Genomic DNA, 14,665 nt, shown 5'->3' on the forward strand with positions numbered 1-14,665 from the left:
CCCTCACCGAACGGGTCCGCGACGAACCGCTCGGAGGTCAGGTCCGCGCGGCCGTCATAGCCACGCGCCAGACCCGCACCACCCAGATACAACTCGCCCGCCGCGCCCGGGCCCACCGGCCGCAGCGCCTCGTCGAGCACATACGCAGGGGTGCCGTCCATGGCCGTGCCCAGGGGAACGGCGGATGCGCCCGTGTCTTCGGCCGTGACCGAACCACAGACGGCGAACGTCGTCGTCTCGGTCGGTCCGTAGACGTGGATCAGCTCCGTGTCCGGGCAGTGCTCCAGCATCCGCGCCATCGCCGCACCCGACGCCGCCTCACCCCCCGTCCACACCTCACCCAGCCCCGCGAAACACCCCGGATCCTCCCCTGCCAGAACATCGAACAACGCCTTCGTCAGGAACACCGACGACACCCCGGCCGCCACCGCCCCACGCACCACCGACGCACTCAGCTCCGCCTCCGCCACGACCACGGTCCCGCCGTTCAGCAACGGCACCCACACCTCATACGTCGCCGCATCGAACGAATGCGGCGAATGGAACAACACCGCACCATGCGCACCCGAACCCCAACGACCGTCCGCCGCCAACGCCACGACGTCCCCATGCGTGACCGCCACACCCTTCGGCACACCCGTCGACCCCGACGTGAACATCACATACGCCAACGACCCCGACGGAATCACCGCAGGAAGGCCCGCCACACCGACCGGCTCCACGTCCACCGCCAACGCCGGAACACCCCCGACCTCCGCCGAGCCCCGATCCGTGAGCACCAGCCCGGCACCGGCCTGCCCCAGCACCTGCCGCACCCGCTCCTCCGGATACGAACCATGCACCGGCACATACACACCACCGGCCTTCAACACACCCAACATCGCCACGACCACATCCACCGACCGCTCCAACAGCAGCCCCACCCTGGACTCGGCCGCAACCCCCCGCTCGACCAGGACGGTGGCAAGACGGTCAGACGCCGCGTCCAACTCCCCGTACGTGAGCGATACTTCACCGCAACGCACCGCCGCCCCTCGCGGACAGGCAGCCACCCGCTCACCGAACGCGCCCACGACCGACGTCATCGACTGCTCGAACTCGAACATCGTTGTTTTCCTCTGGGTGTCTGATGGGCGTGCAGTGGTGGTGGGAGCCCCGGGACTACCGAGTGGGGCTGGGCGCGGATGCGGTGGGGCCTCCGTCACAGCCGCTGGAGCGCGCGCCCGCCGTACTGGAGAAGGACGATCGGGCCGCCGGTCCGCTCGCGGACGAAGCGGCCGACGATCGGCAGGCCGTCGTGCTCGTGGTCCTGGGCGACGAACCGGTCGTCGGTGTGGATCGTGAGGCGGTAGTCGGCGTAGTCCGCGCGCGTGAGGTAGAGGCCGCCGTCCGGTCCGGGCGTGACGAGGAGGTGCAGGTCGCCGTTGGCGTACGTGCCGACGTAGGCATCCGGCTTCGTGACCTGCGGGGCGTCCGGCTCGGGAAGGCGGTAGTGGCCGAGGTCCAGGCCCGCGGCGCGGAGTTCGGTGACGAGGGCCTCCCACAAGCGGGGGCCTGCGGTGGAGTTGGCGGTGAGTGCGAGCGCGGTGCTGGCGGCCGGGTGGAGGCGCACGTTGCAACTGGCGCCGCCGACCGCGCCGTCGTGGCCGAACCAGACGCCGTCGGCGCTGTTGTGGCTCATGAGGCCGAGGCCCCAGGCGTCGGCGAGTCCGAACGGCTGGGCGGCGGGGACCGGTTCGTGCATGAGCCGGACCGCTTCTTCGGGGAGCAGGTGCTGGTGCGCGAAGCGGACGCGGTCGTCGAGGTGGAGACGGGCGGCGGTGACGAGGTCGACCGCACTGCCGACGAGTCCACCGGCCGCGGCGAGCGACAGGTCGGTCATGTGGTCGACGATTTCCGCGGTGTCGCTGTCGGCGCGGACGGCGTGTCCGTCGGCGATGCTGCGGGCGGCGGGTCCGCTCCCGGGACGGGGGTCGTACAGGAAGGCGGGCTCGATGCCGAGGGGCCGCAGGAGACAACTGTCCATGGCGGTCCACCAGTCCATGCCCGCCACCGCCTCCACGACCGCGCCGAGAAGGCAGTAGCCGGCGTTGGAGTAGGAGAAGGCGAGGCCGGGCGCGTGGAGAGCCGGTGACTGGGCGCAGGCGGTGGCGAAGCGCCGGTAGGAGGGGCCGCGCATGTCGGCGAACTCGATGCTGTCCGGGAGTCCGGCGGTGTGGCTGAGGAGTTGGCGAACGGTGGCGGCGCCCAGGCCGGTTCCCGCGTCGCCGGGCGACCTCAGCTCGGGGAGGAGGTCGGCGAGGGGCTCGTCGAGGTCGATGTCGCCGTCGGACACGAACTGCATGACGAGGGCCGCGGTGAAGAACTTGGTGACCGAGCCGAAGGGGAATGCGGTCTCCTGGGTCACCGGGCGCCCGGTGCGAGCGGACTCCGTTCCGTAGGAGTGCGCGTGGAGGGCCCCGTCGTGGTAGAGGGCGATCTGGGCCCCGGTGACCCGGTGTTCGCGGGCGAGTTCCTCGAAGATCCCGGGCAGGGACTGCGCCAGACCGTCCGGCAGACCGCTGACCGAATCCCGCGACGCTTCCCCGGGCGTTTGCGCCATCGCTTCCCGGGGCGTTTCCGCCGTCGCGTCGCGAGGCGTGTGCCGAGAGGTGTCCCGTTCCGGTCCACAACCTGTATGCGGAGCCGTTTCCGGGATCGTCTCCGGGACCGTCACCACGACCACTCTCCTGTTCGGGTTCTCTCCACCGCCGGCGGGAACCGGCCACCACCGGGAGCGGAGAGCGCGACGATGCGTCGCGTGAGCGTGGTGTCGGCGAAGGCGGCGGGCGGCACGGCGAGGTGGACGTGCCGTGCTTCTCGGCCTCAGGCTCTCCCGCCGCCACGGTCGTGCGCAATCTTCTTCGAGTGCGGTGAAAACCCGCAGCACGAAGGGCCGGCTCCGTGCGTCCGGAGCCGGCCCTTCGGGGAGGTGGTGGGTGGGTGTGGCCTGCGGTTCACACGGTGACGGCCATGACGACGCCGGCGCCCACGGCCACGGCCACCAGGACCGCGGTGACGACGAGGAAGCGGAGGTTGCCGAGGTTGACGGTCCAACCCATGCCGACGCGGCGGGCGACGGTGATCGCGGGGTCGTCGGGGTTGATGTAGAACATTCCGGCACCGTGCCAGAAGCGGTCGTCGTCGCGGGGCACGAGGCCGCTGTCGGGTTCGTCGGTGTCTGCGGGGAGCCGGCTGCCGCCGGGGCCGACGCGCAGGACGAGGTGGGCGGTGATGCCGAGGACGCCGACCACGGGGACGCCGACGACGAGCGCCATGAGCCCCGGGGAGCGGTTGTCGCTCCACATCATCCCGGACAGGCCGAGCAGCATCAGGTTCAGCAGGGCGGCCATGCCGAGCACCGAGCGGGACATGCTGGTGAGGTAGCGGCGGTATCGGGCGGCGCTGGTCCTGGGGCGGCTGACGTCCAGGTCGGCGCGGGCGCGCAGAATTCCGGCGACGATGCCGGCCATGGAGGCGGTGACCAGGATCTGCGCGAGGACCAGCGCGAACGCGGTCCAGAAGGTGGTCGGGTACGTCTGGTAGACGGTTCCGGAGAACGACTTCCGGGGCAGTGCGATCTCGGCGGGCAGGTCCGGGTAGACGACGGCGCCGACGAGGACGCTGACGGCCACGATCGCGAACGCGGGGATGGCCCACGGCCAGGGGAAGCGGACGGGATCGGTGCGCAGGGAGGTGTCGGTGACGGCGCCCTGCCGGGTCTGCTCGTACCAGCCGCCCTGTTCCTTGGCGTCGGCGACGGCCCGGTGCGCACGGCTCCACAGGGCGACGGCGACGACGGTGAGCAGGAGGCTGCCGCCCACGGCGCCGACGGCGGGGCTGTCGAGTGCCGCGCAGGCGACGAGCGCGAGGACCGCGACGGCCGCGGTCGCGGCGAGGAGCAGGGTGCGGTAACGCCGCCGCTGCACGGCGACTTCGGGGGCGTTCGCCTTGTCCGGGGGCACGCGGACGCCGAAGGGGACGGACGGGGAGTTGAGGAGCGGGCTGGGGGCGACGGCCAACGCGCCCCAGACGGCCGCGAGAATGCCGAGGTTGAGAAGTGCGTTGTACAGCACGGGGTTCACTCATTTCGTGTTCAGGATGTCCCGGCGGGGCGGGATGTCGTCGTGTCGGCACACTGCACGACATTCCAGGCTCCCGCGCGGATCGTCCACCCGGCAACCACATTCGGGTGTTGGTGAAACTCGCAGGTGGCGACTGCTTCGGAGACCTGCGTGACGGATGTTTTCGAGGAGTGCCCGGATGCCCGTCCGGCATGATGTGCCGCATGCGCGAGGAGGATCACGGAAGTACCGCGGAAGGGAATCCGGCGCGGCGGACGGGAAGCGGACTCACCCTTCATTTCACGTTCGATGACGTGATGAACGTCCGGCTGCTGAAGACCGTCGGTCCGGCGGCTGAGTCTCTTTTCGCTCTTGCGTCGTTGGGTGGGGGCCAGGGCCCGAACGGCCGCGGACGCGACGGGGTCGAGGACCTGTTCGCCCAGTGGCGCAGAACGGTGGTGTTCCGGCCGGGCAGTCGCCACAGCAGGCATCTTCCGCTGTTGTCGCGGATGTCGGAGGCGCTCGTCGATTCGCCGGAGCTGATGTCGGTGGTCCGCTCCCCGACGGGCCGGATCGCGGCGTGGATGGAGCATCCCGCAGGCGGGCCGGGTGTGGCGGTGGGGCGCGGTCTGCTGGCGAACCATCGGCTGGCGGTGGCGCTCAGGGTGTTCGCGCAGTCCGCGGTGCAGCCCTACTGGCCGCGGATCCGCAGCCGCCTGGAACGGGAGAGCGAGGCGAACGGTCGGGCGATGACGACCGGCGGTGTCGAGGAGTTGTTCGCCACGGCCGGAGCGACGGGCCTGCGCTGGCGTCCGCCGGTGCTGAGCGTTCCGGGCGAACGGCCCCGCGAGGTACGGCTGTCGGGCAGCGGGCTGCTGCTGGCGCCGTCGTTGTTCCTGACGGGGCCGCCGCGTCTCTTCCTCGACGAACGGACGCCGGCCAACGCCCCGATCCTGGTGCATCCGGCGCGGACCGCCGCGTCGACGGCGGCCGTCCTGTGGGGGGACGCCGGCCGGGGCTCCGGGCGGTACGGGGAGTGGACGGCGGGCGAGGGGCCGCAGGCCGACGGGGTCGGTGAGCGGCAGCCGCTGGGGCTCCTGGTGGGCAGCACGCGGGCGGCCGTCCTCCAGGCGCTCACGGTGAGCCTGACGACGAGCGAGCTCGCGCGGCGCGTGGGGGTGACGCCCGGTTCGGCGAGTCAGCACGCGAGCGTGCTGCGCCGGGCGGGGCTGGTGTCCACGACGCGTACGCACACCTCGGCCATCCACACGCTCACTCCGCTCGGCGCTGCCCTGCTGCGGGCCCCGTGGCTGGCGCCCGGCCCGGACGACGGCCCCCGGGCGACCCGCTGAGCGCCCTGCCGGTGGTGCCCCGCTGGGGCGTGTTTCGAAAGTCCCGTCCGGCCCGCGGCGTCTGGCACGGCGTCCCACCACGTTATCGGGATCGTCCACGTATGCCCCGTACGAGGACGACCCTCCGCCTCGCGATGGACCGCACCTGGCGCCGCGGGCCGCGCCCTTCGGGCGGACGACGCCACTTTCGAAACACGCCCTAGCCACCGCCGCCCTCCCTTCCCGGGAAGCCGTCGAGGGTCGCCTCGACATACCGCATCACCTCCTCCTTCGGGATGCCGCGCACGTCCAGCTCCGCGAGGAGCGTGCGCATGCGCCGGTCCCAGTCGACTCCGGCGCGCAGGTCGTCCGCGGACGGCTGTTTGACGTCCGGCCGGACCGCGGCGCCGCTCTTGCGGTTGATGCGGATGATCCCCTCGCGTCGGAGCAGGTCGTACGCCTTGTTCACGGTGTGGAAGTTGATCGCGAGGTCGACGGCCAACTGTCTGGTGGACGGGAGACCGGCACCGGGCGCCAGCGCGCCTTCCGCGATGGCTTCCACCACCCGGTCCCGGATCTGTTGGTAGATCGGAACCTCACTGTCGAGGTCGAGTACGAGATGCACATGCCCACTCTATCTGATATACATCTACTAGAACAGACGCTCATGGCAGCGGAACCCGCGCTCCGACCCGGGCGGACGGGTGCGGCCCCGAGGGAGGGATGGACCCCATGGCACTGATGAAGATCTCCGGCACCGAGCTCGTGGTCGAGTTCAGTGGACGCGAGCGGACGTGGCTGCGCCGCGGCACGCTGGCCGTTCCACTGGCCGCCGTCCGCCAGGTCGTCCCGGTCGACAACCCTCTGCGCGAGGCGCACGGCGCCCGCAAGGGCCTCCACGTCTCCGGGGTGGCCAAGATCGGCACCTGGGGCCTGATGCTCGGACCGCGACAGCTCGTGGCGGCCTACCGGGGCAAGCCCGGCCTGCGCGTCCAGCTCGACCGCGCCGCCTCCGGCGAGGAGTACGACGAGCTCGTCCTGTCTCTCGACGACGCCGCCGAGCTGGCCCGTCTCATCGGCCTCCACCAGGGGCAGAACCGATGACCCATCAGCACGAAGCGAACAGCCCGCGCGTCGAAGTCGTCGGCCTCACCAAGCGGTTCGGCGCCGTCACCGCGGTCGAGGACCTGAGCTTCCGGGTCGAGCCCGGAGTGGTGACCGGCTTCCTGGGACCCAACGGAGCCGGGAAGTCCACGACCATGCGGATGATCCTCGGCCTGGTCGCCCCGACCTCCGGTACGGCGACCATCGGCGGCCGGCGTTACGAGGAGCTGACCCGGCCCTCCGAGGTCGTCGGCGCCGCCCTGGACGCCTCCGCGTTCCACCCCAACCACACGGCCCGCGACCACCTGCGCATCTACTGCACGATGGGCGGTCACCCGGCCTCGCGCGTGGACCGCCTCATCGAGGAGCTGGGGCTCGCTCAGGTGGCCGACCGCCGCACCCGCACCTTCTCCACCGGGCAGCGGCAGCGGCTCAGCCTGGCGACCGCCCTGCTGGGCGACCCGCGCGTGCTCCTCCTCGACGAGCCGAGCAACGGTCTCGACCCGGAGGGCATCGCCTGGCTGCGCCGGTTCCTGCGGGGCCTGGCGGCCGAGGGGCGCACCGTGCTCGTCTCCAGCCACGTCCTGAGCGAGGTCCAGCAGATCGTCGACGACGTCGTCATGATCAGCCGGGGCCGGCTGGTCGCGGCGGGGCCGCTGGCGGAGATGGAGCGCTTCGTTCCCCGGTCCGTCCTCGTGCGGTCCCCGGACGCCGTGGCGCTGCGCGACGCCCTGCTCCGGGACGCGTCCGGGGACCGGATACGGGTGGAGACCGCCCAGGACGGATGGCTGCGGGTGTACGGGGCGACCGACACCGCCGTCGCCGACCTGGCGGCCGCGTCCGGGCTCCGGGTGCACGGCCTGGTCACCGAGGAGGCGAGCCTGGAGCAGCTGTTCTTCCGGCTGACCGGGGACGGGGCCCATGAACCGGCGGCGGCCGGCACGGCGGTCCGGCACAGGAACGACGAGGGGATCCAGCGATGAGCACACTGATCAGGGCCGAGTTCCGCAAGCTGCTCGCCACCCGGATGTGGATGTGGGCGCTGCTGGTGGCCGTGGTGCTCGGCGGCGGCATGGTGGGGCTGCTCACGCTGGTCGGCCCGGAGAACTTCGATCCGCCGATGCCCGGGCTGGACACCGGGGACGGCGTGCGCTCGGTGCTGGGAATGCTGGGGTTCACGGTGATCGTCCCGGCAGCGCTCGGCACCCTGGCGATGACCTCCGAGTACCGGCACCGCACGGCCACGTACACCTTCCTGTTCGCGCCCAAGCGCTGGCAGGTGCTGACCGCCAAGATCGTCGTCTTCGGCGTCGCGGGTCTGGTCTACGGAGTGGTGCTCACCGGCACCGCGGCGGCCGGCTTCTTCGGCGGGGTGGCGGCCCGCGGGGTGACGCCGGGCATGACGTCCGCGGACATCCTCACGCTGCTGGGGCGGCTGGCCGTCGCCATGGCCGTGTACACCCTCCTCGGCGTGGCCGCGGGAGCACTGATCCGCAATCAGATCGCCGCGCTGGCGGTCGTGGTGGGCTACCTGTACATGGGCGAGCTGATGCTGATGATGATCCCGGGCGTCAAGCTGCTCTATCCGCTGCTCCCCGGAGGCGCCACCGCCTCGCTGACCGGCTTCACCTACATCGCCGACACCCTCGCCGACCAGTTGGCGACCAGTCCGGTGTCGTTGCTCTCTCCCGTGGGCGGTGCGCTCCTGCTCACCGGCTACGCCTTGGTCGCGGCGGTCGCCGCGGTGCTCGTGCCGATGCGCCGGGACGTGCACTGAGAACGGAGCGGGTGCCCCGGACCGACTTCCGGGACACCCGCGGGATGTTCGTGCGAAGGGACGCGCGTCAGGCGGCGGCGCCGGCCGGGCTGGCCTGCTCCGCCTCCAGGGCCTCCATCTCCCGTATGAGGCTGGCGGGCCTCATGTCCGTCCAGTTCTTCTCGACGTACTCGAGGCACGCCTGGCGGGTGTCCTCGCCGAACACGACGGACCAGCCCTTGGGAACCTCCGCGAAGGTGGGCCACAGCGAGTGCTGGTTCTCATCGTTCACGAGTACGTAGAAGGAACCGTCCTCGTTGTCGAACGGGTTCTCCATGATGATTTCCTCCTCAAGAGCGGGATCCGGATGCGCCCGGCCCCGCGGAATCGTCCATCGCCCGCTTCCGGACCGACAAGCAGTTTCGTCCGGCACCGAAACGCGGGCGTCGTGCGTCGTCCGACCGGTGTCAGCCGTTCCGTCCGAAGAATTCGAGCAGGACGGCGTTCACCTGGTCGGGACGTTCCAGGTAGCCGTAGTGACCCGCGTCCCGGATCTGCGTGTACCGGGCCCCGGGGACCGCGTCGGCGACCTCCCGGCTCAGATGCGGCGGCAGCACCAGGTCGTCGGCGAAACCGATCACCTGGCACGGTGTGCGGATCGCGCGGTACGCGTCGAGACGGCTCTCCTCGATGTCGATGTCGAGCTGGGCCCGGTAGCCGGCCGCGTCGGTGACCGGGGACAGCTCGAAGATGTCGAGCCAGTCCCGGATCTCCTTGTCCTCCCGCAGCGTCGCGGGCGACAGGTTCTGAAGCGCCCGCAGCGTCGCCCCGTACAGCGGCGTCAGCCGGCCGCCGCTGTCGTGGAACTCCCGCTCCGCGCGGACGTGCGCCCGGCGCATCGCGTCGCTGCGGCCCCGCGTCGCCATCAGGACCGCCTGGCCGACCAGGTCCGGCCGGGCCAGGCACAGCTCCTGCACCACGTGGGCGCCGAGCGAGGTGCCGACGAGGCGACAGGGTCCCGCGTCGAGGTGCTCGATCAACGCCGCGGTGTCCGCGACGAGATCGTCGATCGTGAAGCCCTCGGGGCAGGCGTCGGTGGGCGGGATGCCCCGGTTGTTGAAGGTGATCACCCGGTAGCCCGCCCGCACCAGCGCCGGCACCTGGTGCAGGTGCCAGGCCCTGCCTCCGGCACCGGATCCCATGACCAGCACGACCGGCTCGCCCTGCCCGGTCACCTCGTAGCTCAGGCTGATGCCATTGACTCTCGCTGTCGGCACTGGCCGCCCTCCGTTCCCCGCCCGCTACGGGCGAACTGTCGAATCGTTGACTGCGCAACCGCGCAGGCGCCGTCAGGCCGCCTTCGGCTCCTCGGCCGTCCGTGCCGCCGCCCGGTCCCAGTACGGGCCGAACAGCGCGGCCTCGTCCGGAACGCGCTCCGGAATGGGGCGGGAGACCGTGGTGTAGTTCAGGAAATGCCGCCAGGTGACGTTCCCCGACACTCCGGAACCACCCCAGCTCCCGCTGGAGAGGGTGGTGGTGAACGGTACGCCGCTGCTGAAGGATCCGGTGTTCGTCATGGTCGACTGATTGACCACGACCCGGCAGTGCGTGACGTTCTCCGCGAGCCGCATGACCCGGTCCGGCCGGTTCGTGTGGATCGCGCAACTGTGCCCGAGGCCGCAGCGTTCCGAGATCCGCTGCACGAGCCGCACGGCCTCGTCGAAGTCGGTGTACTCCGAGAGGGTGAGCACGGGAGAGATCTTCTCCCGCAGCAGCGGGCCGTCCTGGCCCGGGTCGGGCCAGTCCGCGACGAGCACGGAGACCTTGTCCGGCACCGTCAGCCCGGCCGCCGCCGCGATCCGTGCGGCCGGCCGGCCGATCAGGTCCCGGTCGAGGCCGCGGCCGTCCGGCCACAGCGCCGCGACCAGCGCCGCGGTCTCGTCCGCGTCGCACAGATGCGCCCCGGCACGGACCAGCCCGTCGCGGAAGGCGTCGGCGACGGAGCGGTGCACGAGCACATTGCTCTCGGACGAGCAGGACGTGCCGTGGTTGAACCCGGCCCCGGTGTGTATGTGGTGCAGAGCCTCGTCGAGGTCCGCGGTCTCGTCCACGAGGACCGTGGGGTTGCCCACCCCGGCGCCGATGGCGGGCGTGCCGCTGCGGTAGGCGCGGCGCACGGTGTTGGAGCCGCCGATGGCGACGACGAAGTCGGCCGCCGCCATGAGGCGTTCACCGGCGTCCCGTCCGGTCACCGGCAGGCACTGGACCAGGTCCTGCGGGGCCCCGACCTCGGCGAGCGCGGCGCGCATGACCTCCGTCGTGGCCAGCGCCGTGCGATGCGCGCGCGGATTGGGGCTGAAGACGACGGCGTTGCGGGTCTTCAGCATGGGGAGGGCGTTGCAGATGATGCCGGGGGCGGGGGCGGTGGCGGGGCTGGCGACGGCGATCACGCCGAGCGGTTTGGCGAGGGTGACGAGTCCCCGCTCGGGCTGCTCCTCGACGACGCCGACCGTGCGGGCCCCGTCGAGGTCGTGCAGGATGCCGAGCACCCGTCTGCGTTGGAGCGCGTACATGGCCTCGGCGTCACCGAGGCCGGTCTCCTCCTCACTGAGCCGCGCGAGAGCGCGCGCGTTCTCCTCCCGATAGCAGTGCCAGCCGACGGCCGCCACGGCCTCGTCGATTCCGGCCTGCGACCATGACGCCACTTCCGCCTCCGCCACGCGGGCGCGGCGTACCGCTTCGTCCACGGATTCGCTGATCACAGCTACTCCCCTACGGCGATCGCTGGGGCGCGTCCCTCCGGGAGAGCCCGCTGCGTGACCTCGTCACCGGGCGTGCGCGCCGTGCTTCCCGGCAGGTCACGGGCCGTACCCAACCTCCGGCAGGGAGCTCCGGCCCCCCTGCTGGCGCAAGGTAGCGATAGTCGGCGCCCGTTCACCACAGTTTCTGCCGACGGCAAATGCCCTGCGTGAGCGACCGCTCGGGCGGGCCACCGGAGGTGTCCGAATTCGGCCAAACCCAGCCGCCGCACTGGCGCACCTGAAAAATTCATGATCCACGCGCTGAGACGGTCATGCGTGTTCAGGGAGCGTCGCACTGTCGGGCGCCGCCCACCGCATGACACGGTCACTCGTGTTCCGACCACTCCCCGGACCCACGGCAGACGGCGCCCCGCGGCGCGATCCGCCGACCTCGGCCGCCGATCGAACCCCCTCCCTCCGGTCCGCCCGTACGACGCCCATGGAGTGTCGTGCGGCACGGGCCGGGGGCGGCGGCCGGACGAGGCACCGTCTTCGTGCCCGGGCGAGGAGTCGGCCGCCGGGCCCGGGCAGCCGGGTCCACCACAACACATGGGGGCCGTTCGATGCAGAGAATCCACTTCACCGCCGCAGATCTCGCGCGCACCCGCATGCAGAGCACCCTCGGCCCGGTGGCCGAGGGCGTGTTCGCTCTGGGCGCGCTCACGAGGTCCCGCAGCGCCGACCTCGCCGACTGGCGCGCCGGGGTCACCGCCCGGCTGCGGGAGAGTTCTTCTCTGGGTCAGCCCCTCGGCCCCTTGCTGCAGTCGCTGAACGCCCCCGACGACCTGCTGTTCCTGCTGGACTCCTCGCCGGTCGCGGACGCGTCGGCGCTGGCCGCGCTGTCGCTGACCCGGACGGAGGCGGTCCGGCTGGCCGTCGGCGTTTGGCGCGCCGGGGTCGCCCCGCTGTGGGACACGGTGCAGCAGCGGCTGGACACCGAGTGCGACGCCCACGGGCGGATCGCGATGACGGGCGGGGTCGAGCGGCTGCTGTCGACGCTGCACCCGAGGATCGTGTGGAACCCGCCGGTCCTGGAGATCCACGACCGTGCGGACCGGGACGTCCATCTGTGCGGGCGTGGTCTGTTGCTGGTGCCGTCGGTCTTCCTGACGGGCGCCGCGGGCCGGGTCATCGGGACCGAGCGGGACAGCGGGCAGGCCGCGCTCGTCTTCGGCATGCCGTCGGACGTGACCTCGCTGTTCTCGCTGCCGCACGAAGAGGAGGAGGTCGGCGGCGAACAGGCGCTCAGCGCCCTGGTGGGCCAGACCCGGGCGGCCGCGCTGAGGCAGCTCACGGACACCTGCACGACGAGCCAACTCGCGGCCCGGCTCGGCATCTCCCCCGGCACCGCGAGCCAACACGCGTCGGTGCTGCGGGAGTCGGGGCTCATCACCACCCGCCGGGTGCGCAACTGCGCCCTGCACACCGTGACTCCGCTCGGCATGGCCCTGCTCGGTGGGCGGCTGCGGGAGCGCCCGGCACCGTCGCGGACCGCGCCGGGCGCGCACGCCCCCCGGGCGAAGTCCCACGGTCCGCTGCCCGTTTTGTGAGGGCGCGCCCCGGGCCCGTACGACCACCTGCTCACCCCTGCACCAAGCAGTCACCGACCACAAGCAGTCAACGACCACCACAGGAAAGGAAGACCCGATGAACTTCTCCGACGTCTCCGCACTCCGCCCCGACGCGACCACCGGACCGGTCCGCGGCGCCCTCGGCGCCCTGGTGATCGAGGACCTGGACGGTGCGTCGGACGACGCCGTCGCGCTGTTCAGCATCTGCATCCGCAGTACGCCCGCCGGCTCGTCGGCCGCCGTGGCGCGATAGCCGCCAGGACGTCCGAACAGCGTTGACCCAGGGACGGCCGGCGTGACTTCGTGCTCCGGGAGCGGGAAGTCACGCCGGCCGAACCCCTCGGCCGGGTCCGGGGCCCCGGTGCCCCTCCGGCGCGTTCCGCCCCGCTCGCTCCGCACGGCGCCGGTTCGGCGCTTCGGCCGCGGACTCGTGGTCGACCGCGCACGGCGCCCTTTTGACGTCACATCACCCCCAACCGCCGCCGTGACCCGGCCTCACGACCAGGAATTCCCGTTGTCGCTCCAGCACTTATGATCTTCGTATGTGCACTGGAGTTTGACGGCTTCGCGGGAAGCGCCACCGAAGGTCGCAGACCGCGCATGAACGGGACGGTCGCATGAAGCAGGGGGTCGGCCGTTCGCCCGGGACGAACGGGGCGGACGACGGGGACGACAACGGAGAAGCTGTCGAAGGAGATACGAACACGGGGGCAGCGATCGGAAACGGGCGCGGCGCCCGGAAATCCCCGCCGCTGCCGGATCTGCCGGCGCCACGGCTGGCCGGAACGATCCTCAAGGTGGCGTTGCTCGGCTATCTGAGCATCACTCTGATCAACCTCGCGAGCGTGCCGCACACGAATCTGTCACTCGGCGCGTCCGTGGTGGCGCTGCTTCTCGTCTTCCTGCTCCAGATGCGCCACTCCAGTGCGCACGCCCATCTCGCGCCGGCCCGGCAGAAGGCGCTCACGCTCTCCGCCCAGGCGCTGCTGACCTACCTTCCGTTCGCGCTGTTCCAGTCCCAGTGGGGCGCGATGGCCGGCTTCTTCGCCGGTTCCCTGCTGCTGCTCCTGCCGCCGCGGGTGGCCTGGCCGGCGTACGGCGTGGTCGGGCTGTCGATGTCGCTGCCGCCTCTCATCGACGGCTATCCGCTACGGGAACTGTTCTACCTCACCCTGTCGACGCTGCTGACGGGTCTGGTGGTGTTCGGGCTGTCCCGGTTGTCGGCGCTGGTCCATGCCCTGCACGACACCCGCCTCGAACTGAGCCGGATGGCCGTGACACAGGAGCGGCTGCGCTTCGCGCGGGACCTGCACGATCTGCTGGGCTACAGCCTGTCCGCGATCACGCTCAAGAGCGAGCTCATCCACCGGCTGGTGCCCACGAATCCGCGGCGCGCGATGGGCGAGGTCAGCGAACTCCTGGAGATATCACGGCAGTCACTGGCCGATGTGCGGGCGGTGGCCAGCGGGCTGCGGGCGATGTCCCTGAAGCAGGAGCTGGGGTCGGCGCAGTCGCTGCTGGAGGCGGCCGACGTCCGGGTGGAGACGGACATCCGGTTCGGCGCGATCGACCAGCAGGTGGACACCGTGCTCGCGGCCGTGCTGCGCGAGGCGGTGACGAACCTGCTGCGGCACACCCGGGCGACGACGTGCCGCATGGAGGCCGTGCAGGAGGGCGACCGGGTGCGGCTGTCGATGACCAACGACGGGGTGGACCCCGCCTATCGGGACGTGTCGCCGCACAGCGGCAGCGGACTGGGGAACCTGGCCGCGCGGCTGCGGGCCGTCTCCGGCACGCTGAGCATCGAACGCCTGCCGGACAGATCGTTCCATCTGGTGGCGGAGGCTCCCGCCCGGCTGCTCCGGCCGCTTCCGGACCTGGACGACGGCCCGTACACCGAGGACTCGGTGGCCTGAGGCCCGGAGCCCCGGCACGTGACGAGTTCACTCTCAGCAGATGACCCGTGCACTGTATGTTTTCGGCCACGCCTCGCAGAATC

General features: G+C 71.5%; 14 protein-coding genes. 7 read left to right on the plus strand and 7 right to left on the minus strand.

Translation table 11 applies throughout. The annotated features are described in order from the left end of the window. The 3 genes from ACGF2V_RS24075 to ACGF2V_RS24085 all read right to left on the minus strand — a co-directional run. Positions 1 to 1,106, minus strand: a 1,106-nt coding sequence (locus ACGF2V_RS24075) for an AMP-binding protein (RefSeq protein ID WP_392913053.1), incomplete at its 3' end; no start/stop codon positions are given. 95 nt (positions 1,107 to 1,201) lie between these two features. After that, positions 1,202 to 2,602, minus strand: coding sequence for a serine hydrolase domain-containing protein (locus tag ACGF2V_RS24080; protein WP_362710906.1), 1,401 nt, complete (start codon positions 2,600 to 2,602; stop codon positions 1,202 to 1,204). A 394-nt stretch (positions 2,603 to 2,996) separates the two neighbouring features. Beyond that, positions 2,997 to 4,115: a DUF5808 domain-containing protein gene (locus tag ACGF2V_RS24085; RefSeq protein WP_362629223.1), complete on the minus strand. Its 1,119-nt coding sequence runs from the start codon at positions 4,113 to 4,115 to the stop codon at positions 2,997 to 2,999. A gap of 212 nt (positions 4,116 to 4,327) precedes the next feature. On the opposite strand from ACGF2V_RS24085, the gene ACGF2V_RS24090 reads away from it, so the two are divergent. Continuing rightward, on the plus strand, positions 4,328 to 5,455 hold the full coding sequence (locus tag ACGF2V_RS24090) for a winged helix-turn-helix domain-containing protein (RefSeq protein WP_362710903.1): 1,128 nt from the start codon (positions 4,328 to 4,330) through the stop codon (positions 5,453 to 5,455). 199 nt (positions 5,456 to 5,654) lie between these two features. Here ACGF2V_RS24090 and ACGF2V_RS24095 read toward each other — a convergent pair whose 3' ends face one another. Beyond that, a complete protein-coding gene (locus ACGF2V_RS24095; protein WP_362629229.1) occupies positions 5,655 to 6,059 on the minus strand; it encodes a GntR family transcriptional regulator in 405 nt (134 codons plus the stop codon). A gap of 107 nt (positions 6,060 to 6,166) precedes the next feature. On the opposite strand from ACGF2V_RS24095, the gene ACGF2V_RS24100 reads away from it, so the two are divergent. The 3 genes from ACGF2V_RS24100 to ACGF2V_RS24110 are packed head-to-tail and all read left to right on the plus strand — an operon-like array spanning position 6,167 to position 8,315. Further along, a complete protein-coding gene (locus ACGF2V_RS24100) occupies positions 6,167 to 6,538 on the plus strand; it encodes a hypothetical protein (RefSeq protein WP_362629232.1) in 372 nt (123 codons plus the stop codon). Continuing rightward, the gene (locus ACGF2V_RS24105) at positions 6,535 to 7,521 is read left to right on the plus strand and encodes an ABC transporter ATP-binding protein (protein WP_362629235.1); all 987 of its coding nucleotides are present in this window, start codon (positions 6,535 to 6,537) and stop codon (positions 7,519 to 7,521) included. The genes ACGF2V_RS24100 and ACGF2V_RS24105 overlap by 4 nt, the downstream gene beginning before the upstream one ends. Beyond that, complete coding sequence (locus ACGF2V_RS24110) at positions 7,518 to 8,315, plus strand: ABC transporter permease (protein ID WP_362710899.1); 798 nt, start codon at positions 7,518 to 7,520, stop codon at positions 8,313 to 8,315. The genes ACGF2V_RS24105 and ACGF2V_RS24110 overlap by 4 nt, the downstream gene beginning before the upstream one ends. A 67-nt stretch (positions 8,316 to 8,382) precedes the next feature. Here ACGF2V_RS24110 and ACGF2V_RS24115 read toward each other — a convergent pair whose 3' ends face one another. From ACGF2V_RS24115 to ACGF2V_RS24125, 3 genes are all read right to left on the minus strand, one after another. Beyond that, positions 8,383 to 8,631, minus strand: coding sequence for an MbtH family protein (locus ACGF2V_RS24115; RefSeq protein WP_362629241.1), 249 nt, complete (start codon positions 8,629 to 8,631; stop codon positions 8,383 to 8,385). Positions 8,632 to 8,761: 130 nt separating this feature from the next. Next, positions 8,762 to 9,571, minus strand: coding sequence for an alpha/beta hydrolase (locus ACGF2V_RS24120; RefSeq protein ID WP_362629244.1), 810 nt, complete (start codon positions 9,569 to 9,571; stop codon positions 8,762 to 8,764). Positions 9,572 to 9,643: 72 nt separating this feature from the next. Next, a complete protein-coding gene (locus tag ACGF2V_RS24125) occupies positions 9,644 to 11,056 on the minus strand; it encodes an aldehyde dehydrogenase family protein (RefSeq protein ID WP_362710896.1) in 1,413 nt (470 codons plus the stop codon). A gap of 602 nt (positions 11,057 to 11,658) precedes the next feature. Here ACGF2V_RS24125 and ACGF2V_RS24130 point away from each other — a divergent pair. From ACGF2V_RS24130 to ACGF2V_RS24140, 3 genes are all read left to right on the plus strand, one after another. Continuing rightward, positions 11,659 to 12,645 (plus strand): winged helix-turn-helix domain-containing protein, encoded by a 987-nt coding sequence (locus ACGF2V_RS24130; RefSeq protein ID WP_362629250.1) that lies wholly within the window; start codon positions 11,659 to 11,661, stop codon positions 12,643 to 12,645. Between the two features lie 97 nt (positions 12,646 to 12,742). Next, positions 12,743 to 12,919 carry a hypothetical protein gene (locus ACGF2V_RS24135; RefSeq protein WP_362629253.1) on the plus strand — a complete coding sequence of 59 codons (177 nt, stop codon included), beginning with the start codon at positions 12,743 to 12,745 and terminating at the stop codon, positions 12,917 to 12,919. Positions 12,920 to 13,283: 364 nt separating this feature from the next. Then, positions 13,284 to 14,582, plus strand: coding sequence for a histidine kinase (locus ACGF2V_RS24140; RefSeq protein WP_362710894.1), 1,299 nt, complete (start codon positions 13,284 to 13,286; stop codon positions 14,580 to 14,582). The last annotated feature ends 83 nt before the right edge of the window (positions 14,583 to 14,665 follow it).

The organism is Streptomyces sp. NPDC047982 (assembly GCF_043204165.1).
Lineage (GTDB): Bacteria > Actinomycetota > Actinomycetes > Streptomycetales > Streptomycetaceae > Streptomyces.

Coding starts and splice junctions, on each gene's coding strand:
- ACGF2V_RS24135 (WP_362629253.1), top strand. CDS start 12,743: ATGAACTTCTCCGACGTCTCCGCACTCCGCCCCGACGCGACCACCGGA.
- ACGF2V_RS24130 (WP_362629250.1), top strand. CDS start 11,659: ATGCAGAGAATCCACTTCACCGCCGCAGATCTCGCGCGCACCCGCATG.
- ACGF2V_RS24105 (WP_362629235.1), top strand. CDS start 6,535: ATGACCCATCAGCACGAAGCGAACAGCCCGCGCGTCGAAGTCGTCGGC.
- ACGF2V_RS24100 (WP_362629232.1), top strand. CDS start 6,167: ATGGCACTGATGAAGATCTCCGGCACCGAGCTCGTGGTCGAGTTCAGT.
- ACGF2V_RS24080 (WP_362710906.1), bottom strand. CDS start 2,602: ATGGCGCAAACGCCCGGGGAAGCGTCGCGGGATTCGGTCAGCGGTCTG.
- ACGF2V_RS24090 (WP_362710903.1), top strand. CDS start 4,328: ATGCGCGAGGAGGATCACGGAAGTACCGCGGAAGGGAATCCGGCGCGG.
- ACGF2V_RS24115 (WP_362629241.1), bottom strand. CDS start 8,631: ATGGAGAACCCGTTCGACAACGAGGACGGTTCCTTCTACGTACTCGTG.
- ACGF2V_RS24110 (WP_362710899.1), top strand. CDS start 7,518: ATGAGCACACTGATCAGGGCCGAGTTCCGCAAGCTGCTCGCCACCCGG.
- ACGF2V_RS24140 (WP_362710894.1), top strand. CDS start 13,284: ATGAAGCAGGGGGTCGGCCGTTCGCCCGGGACGAACGGGGCGGACGAC.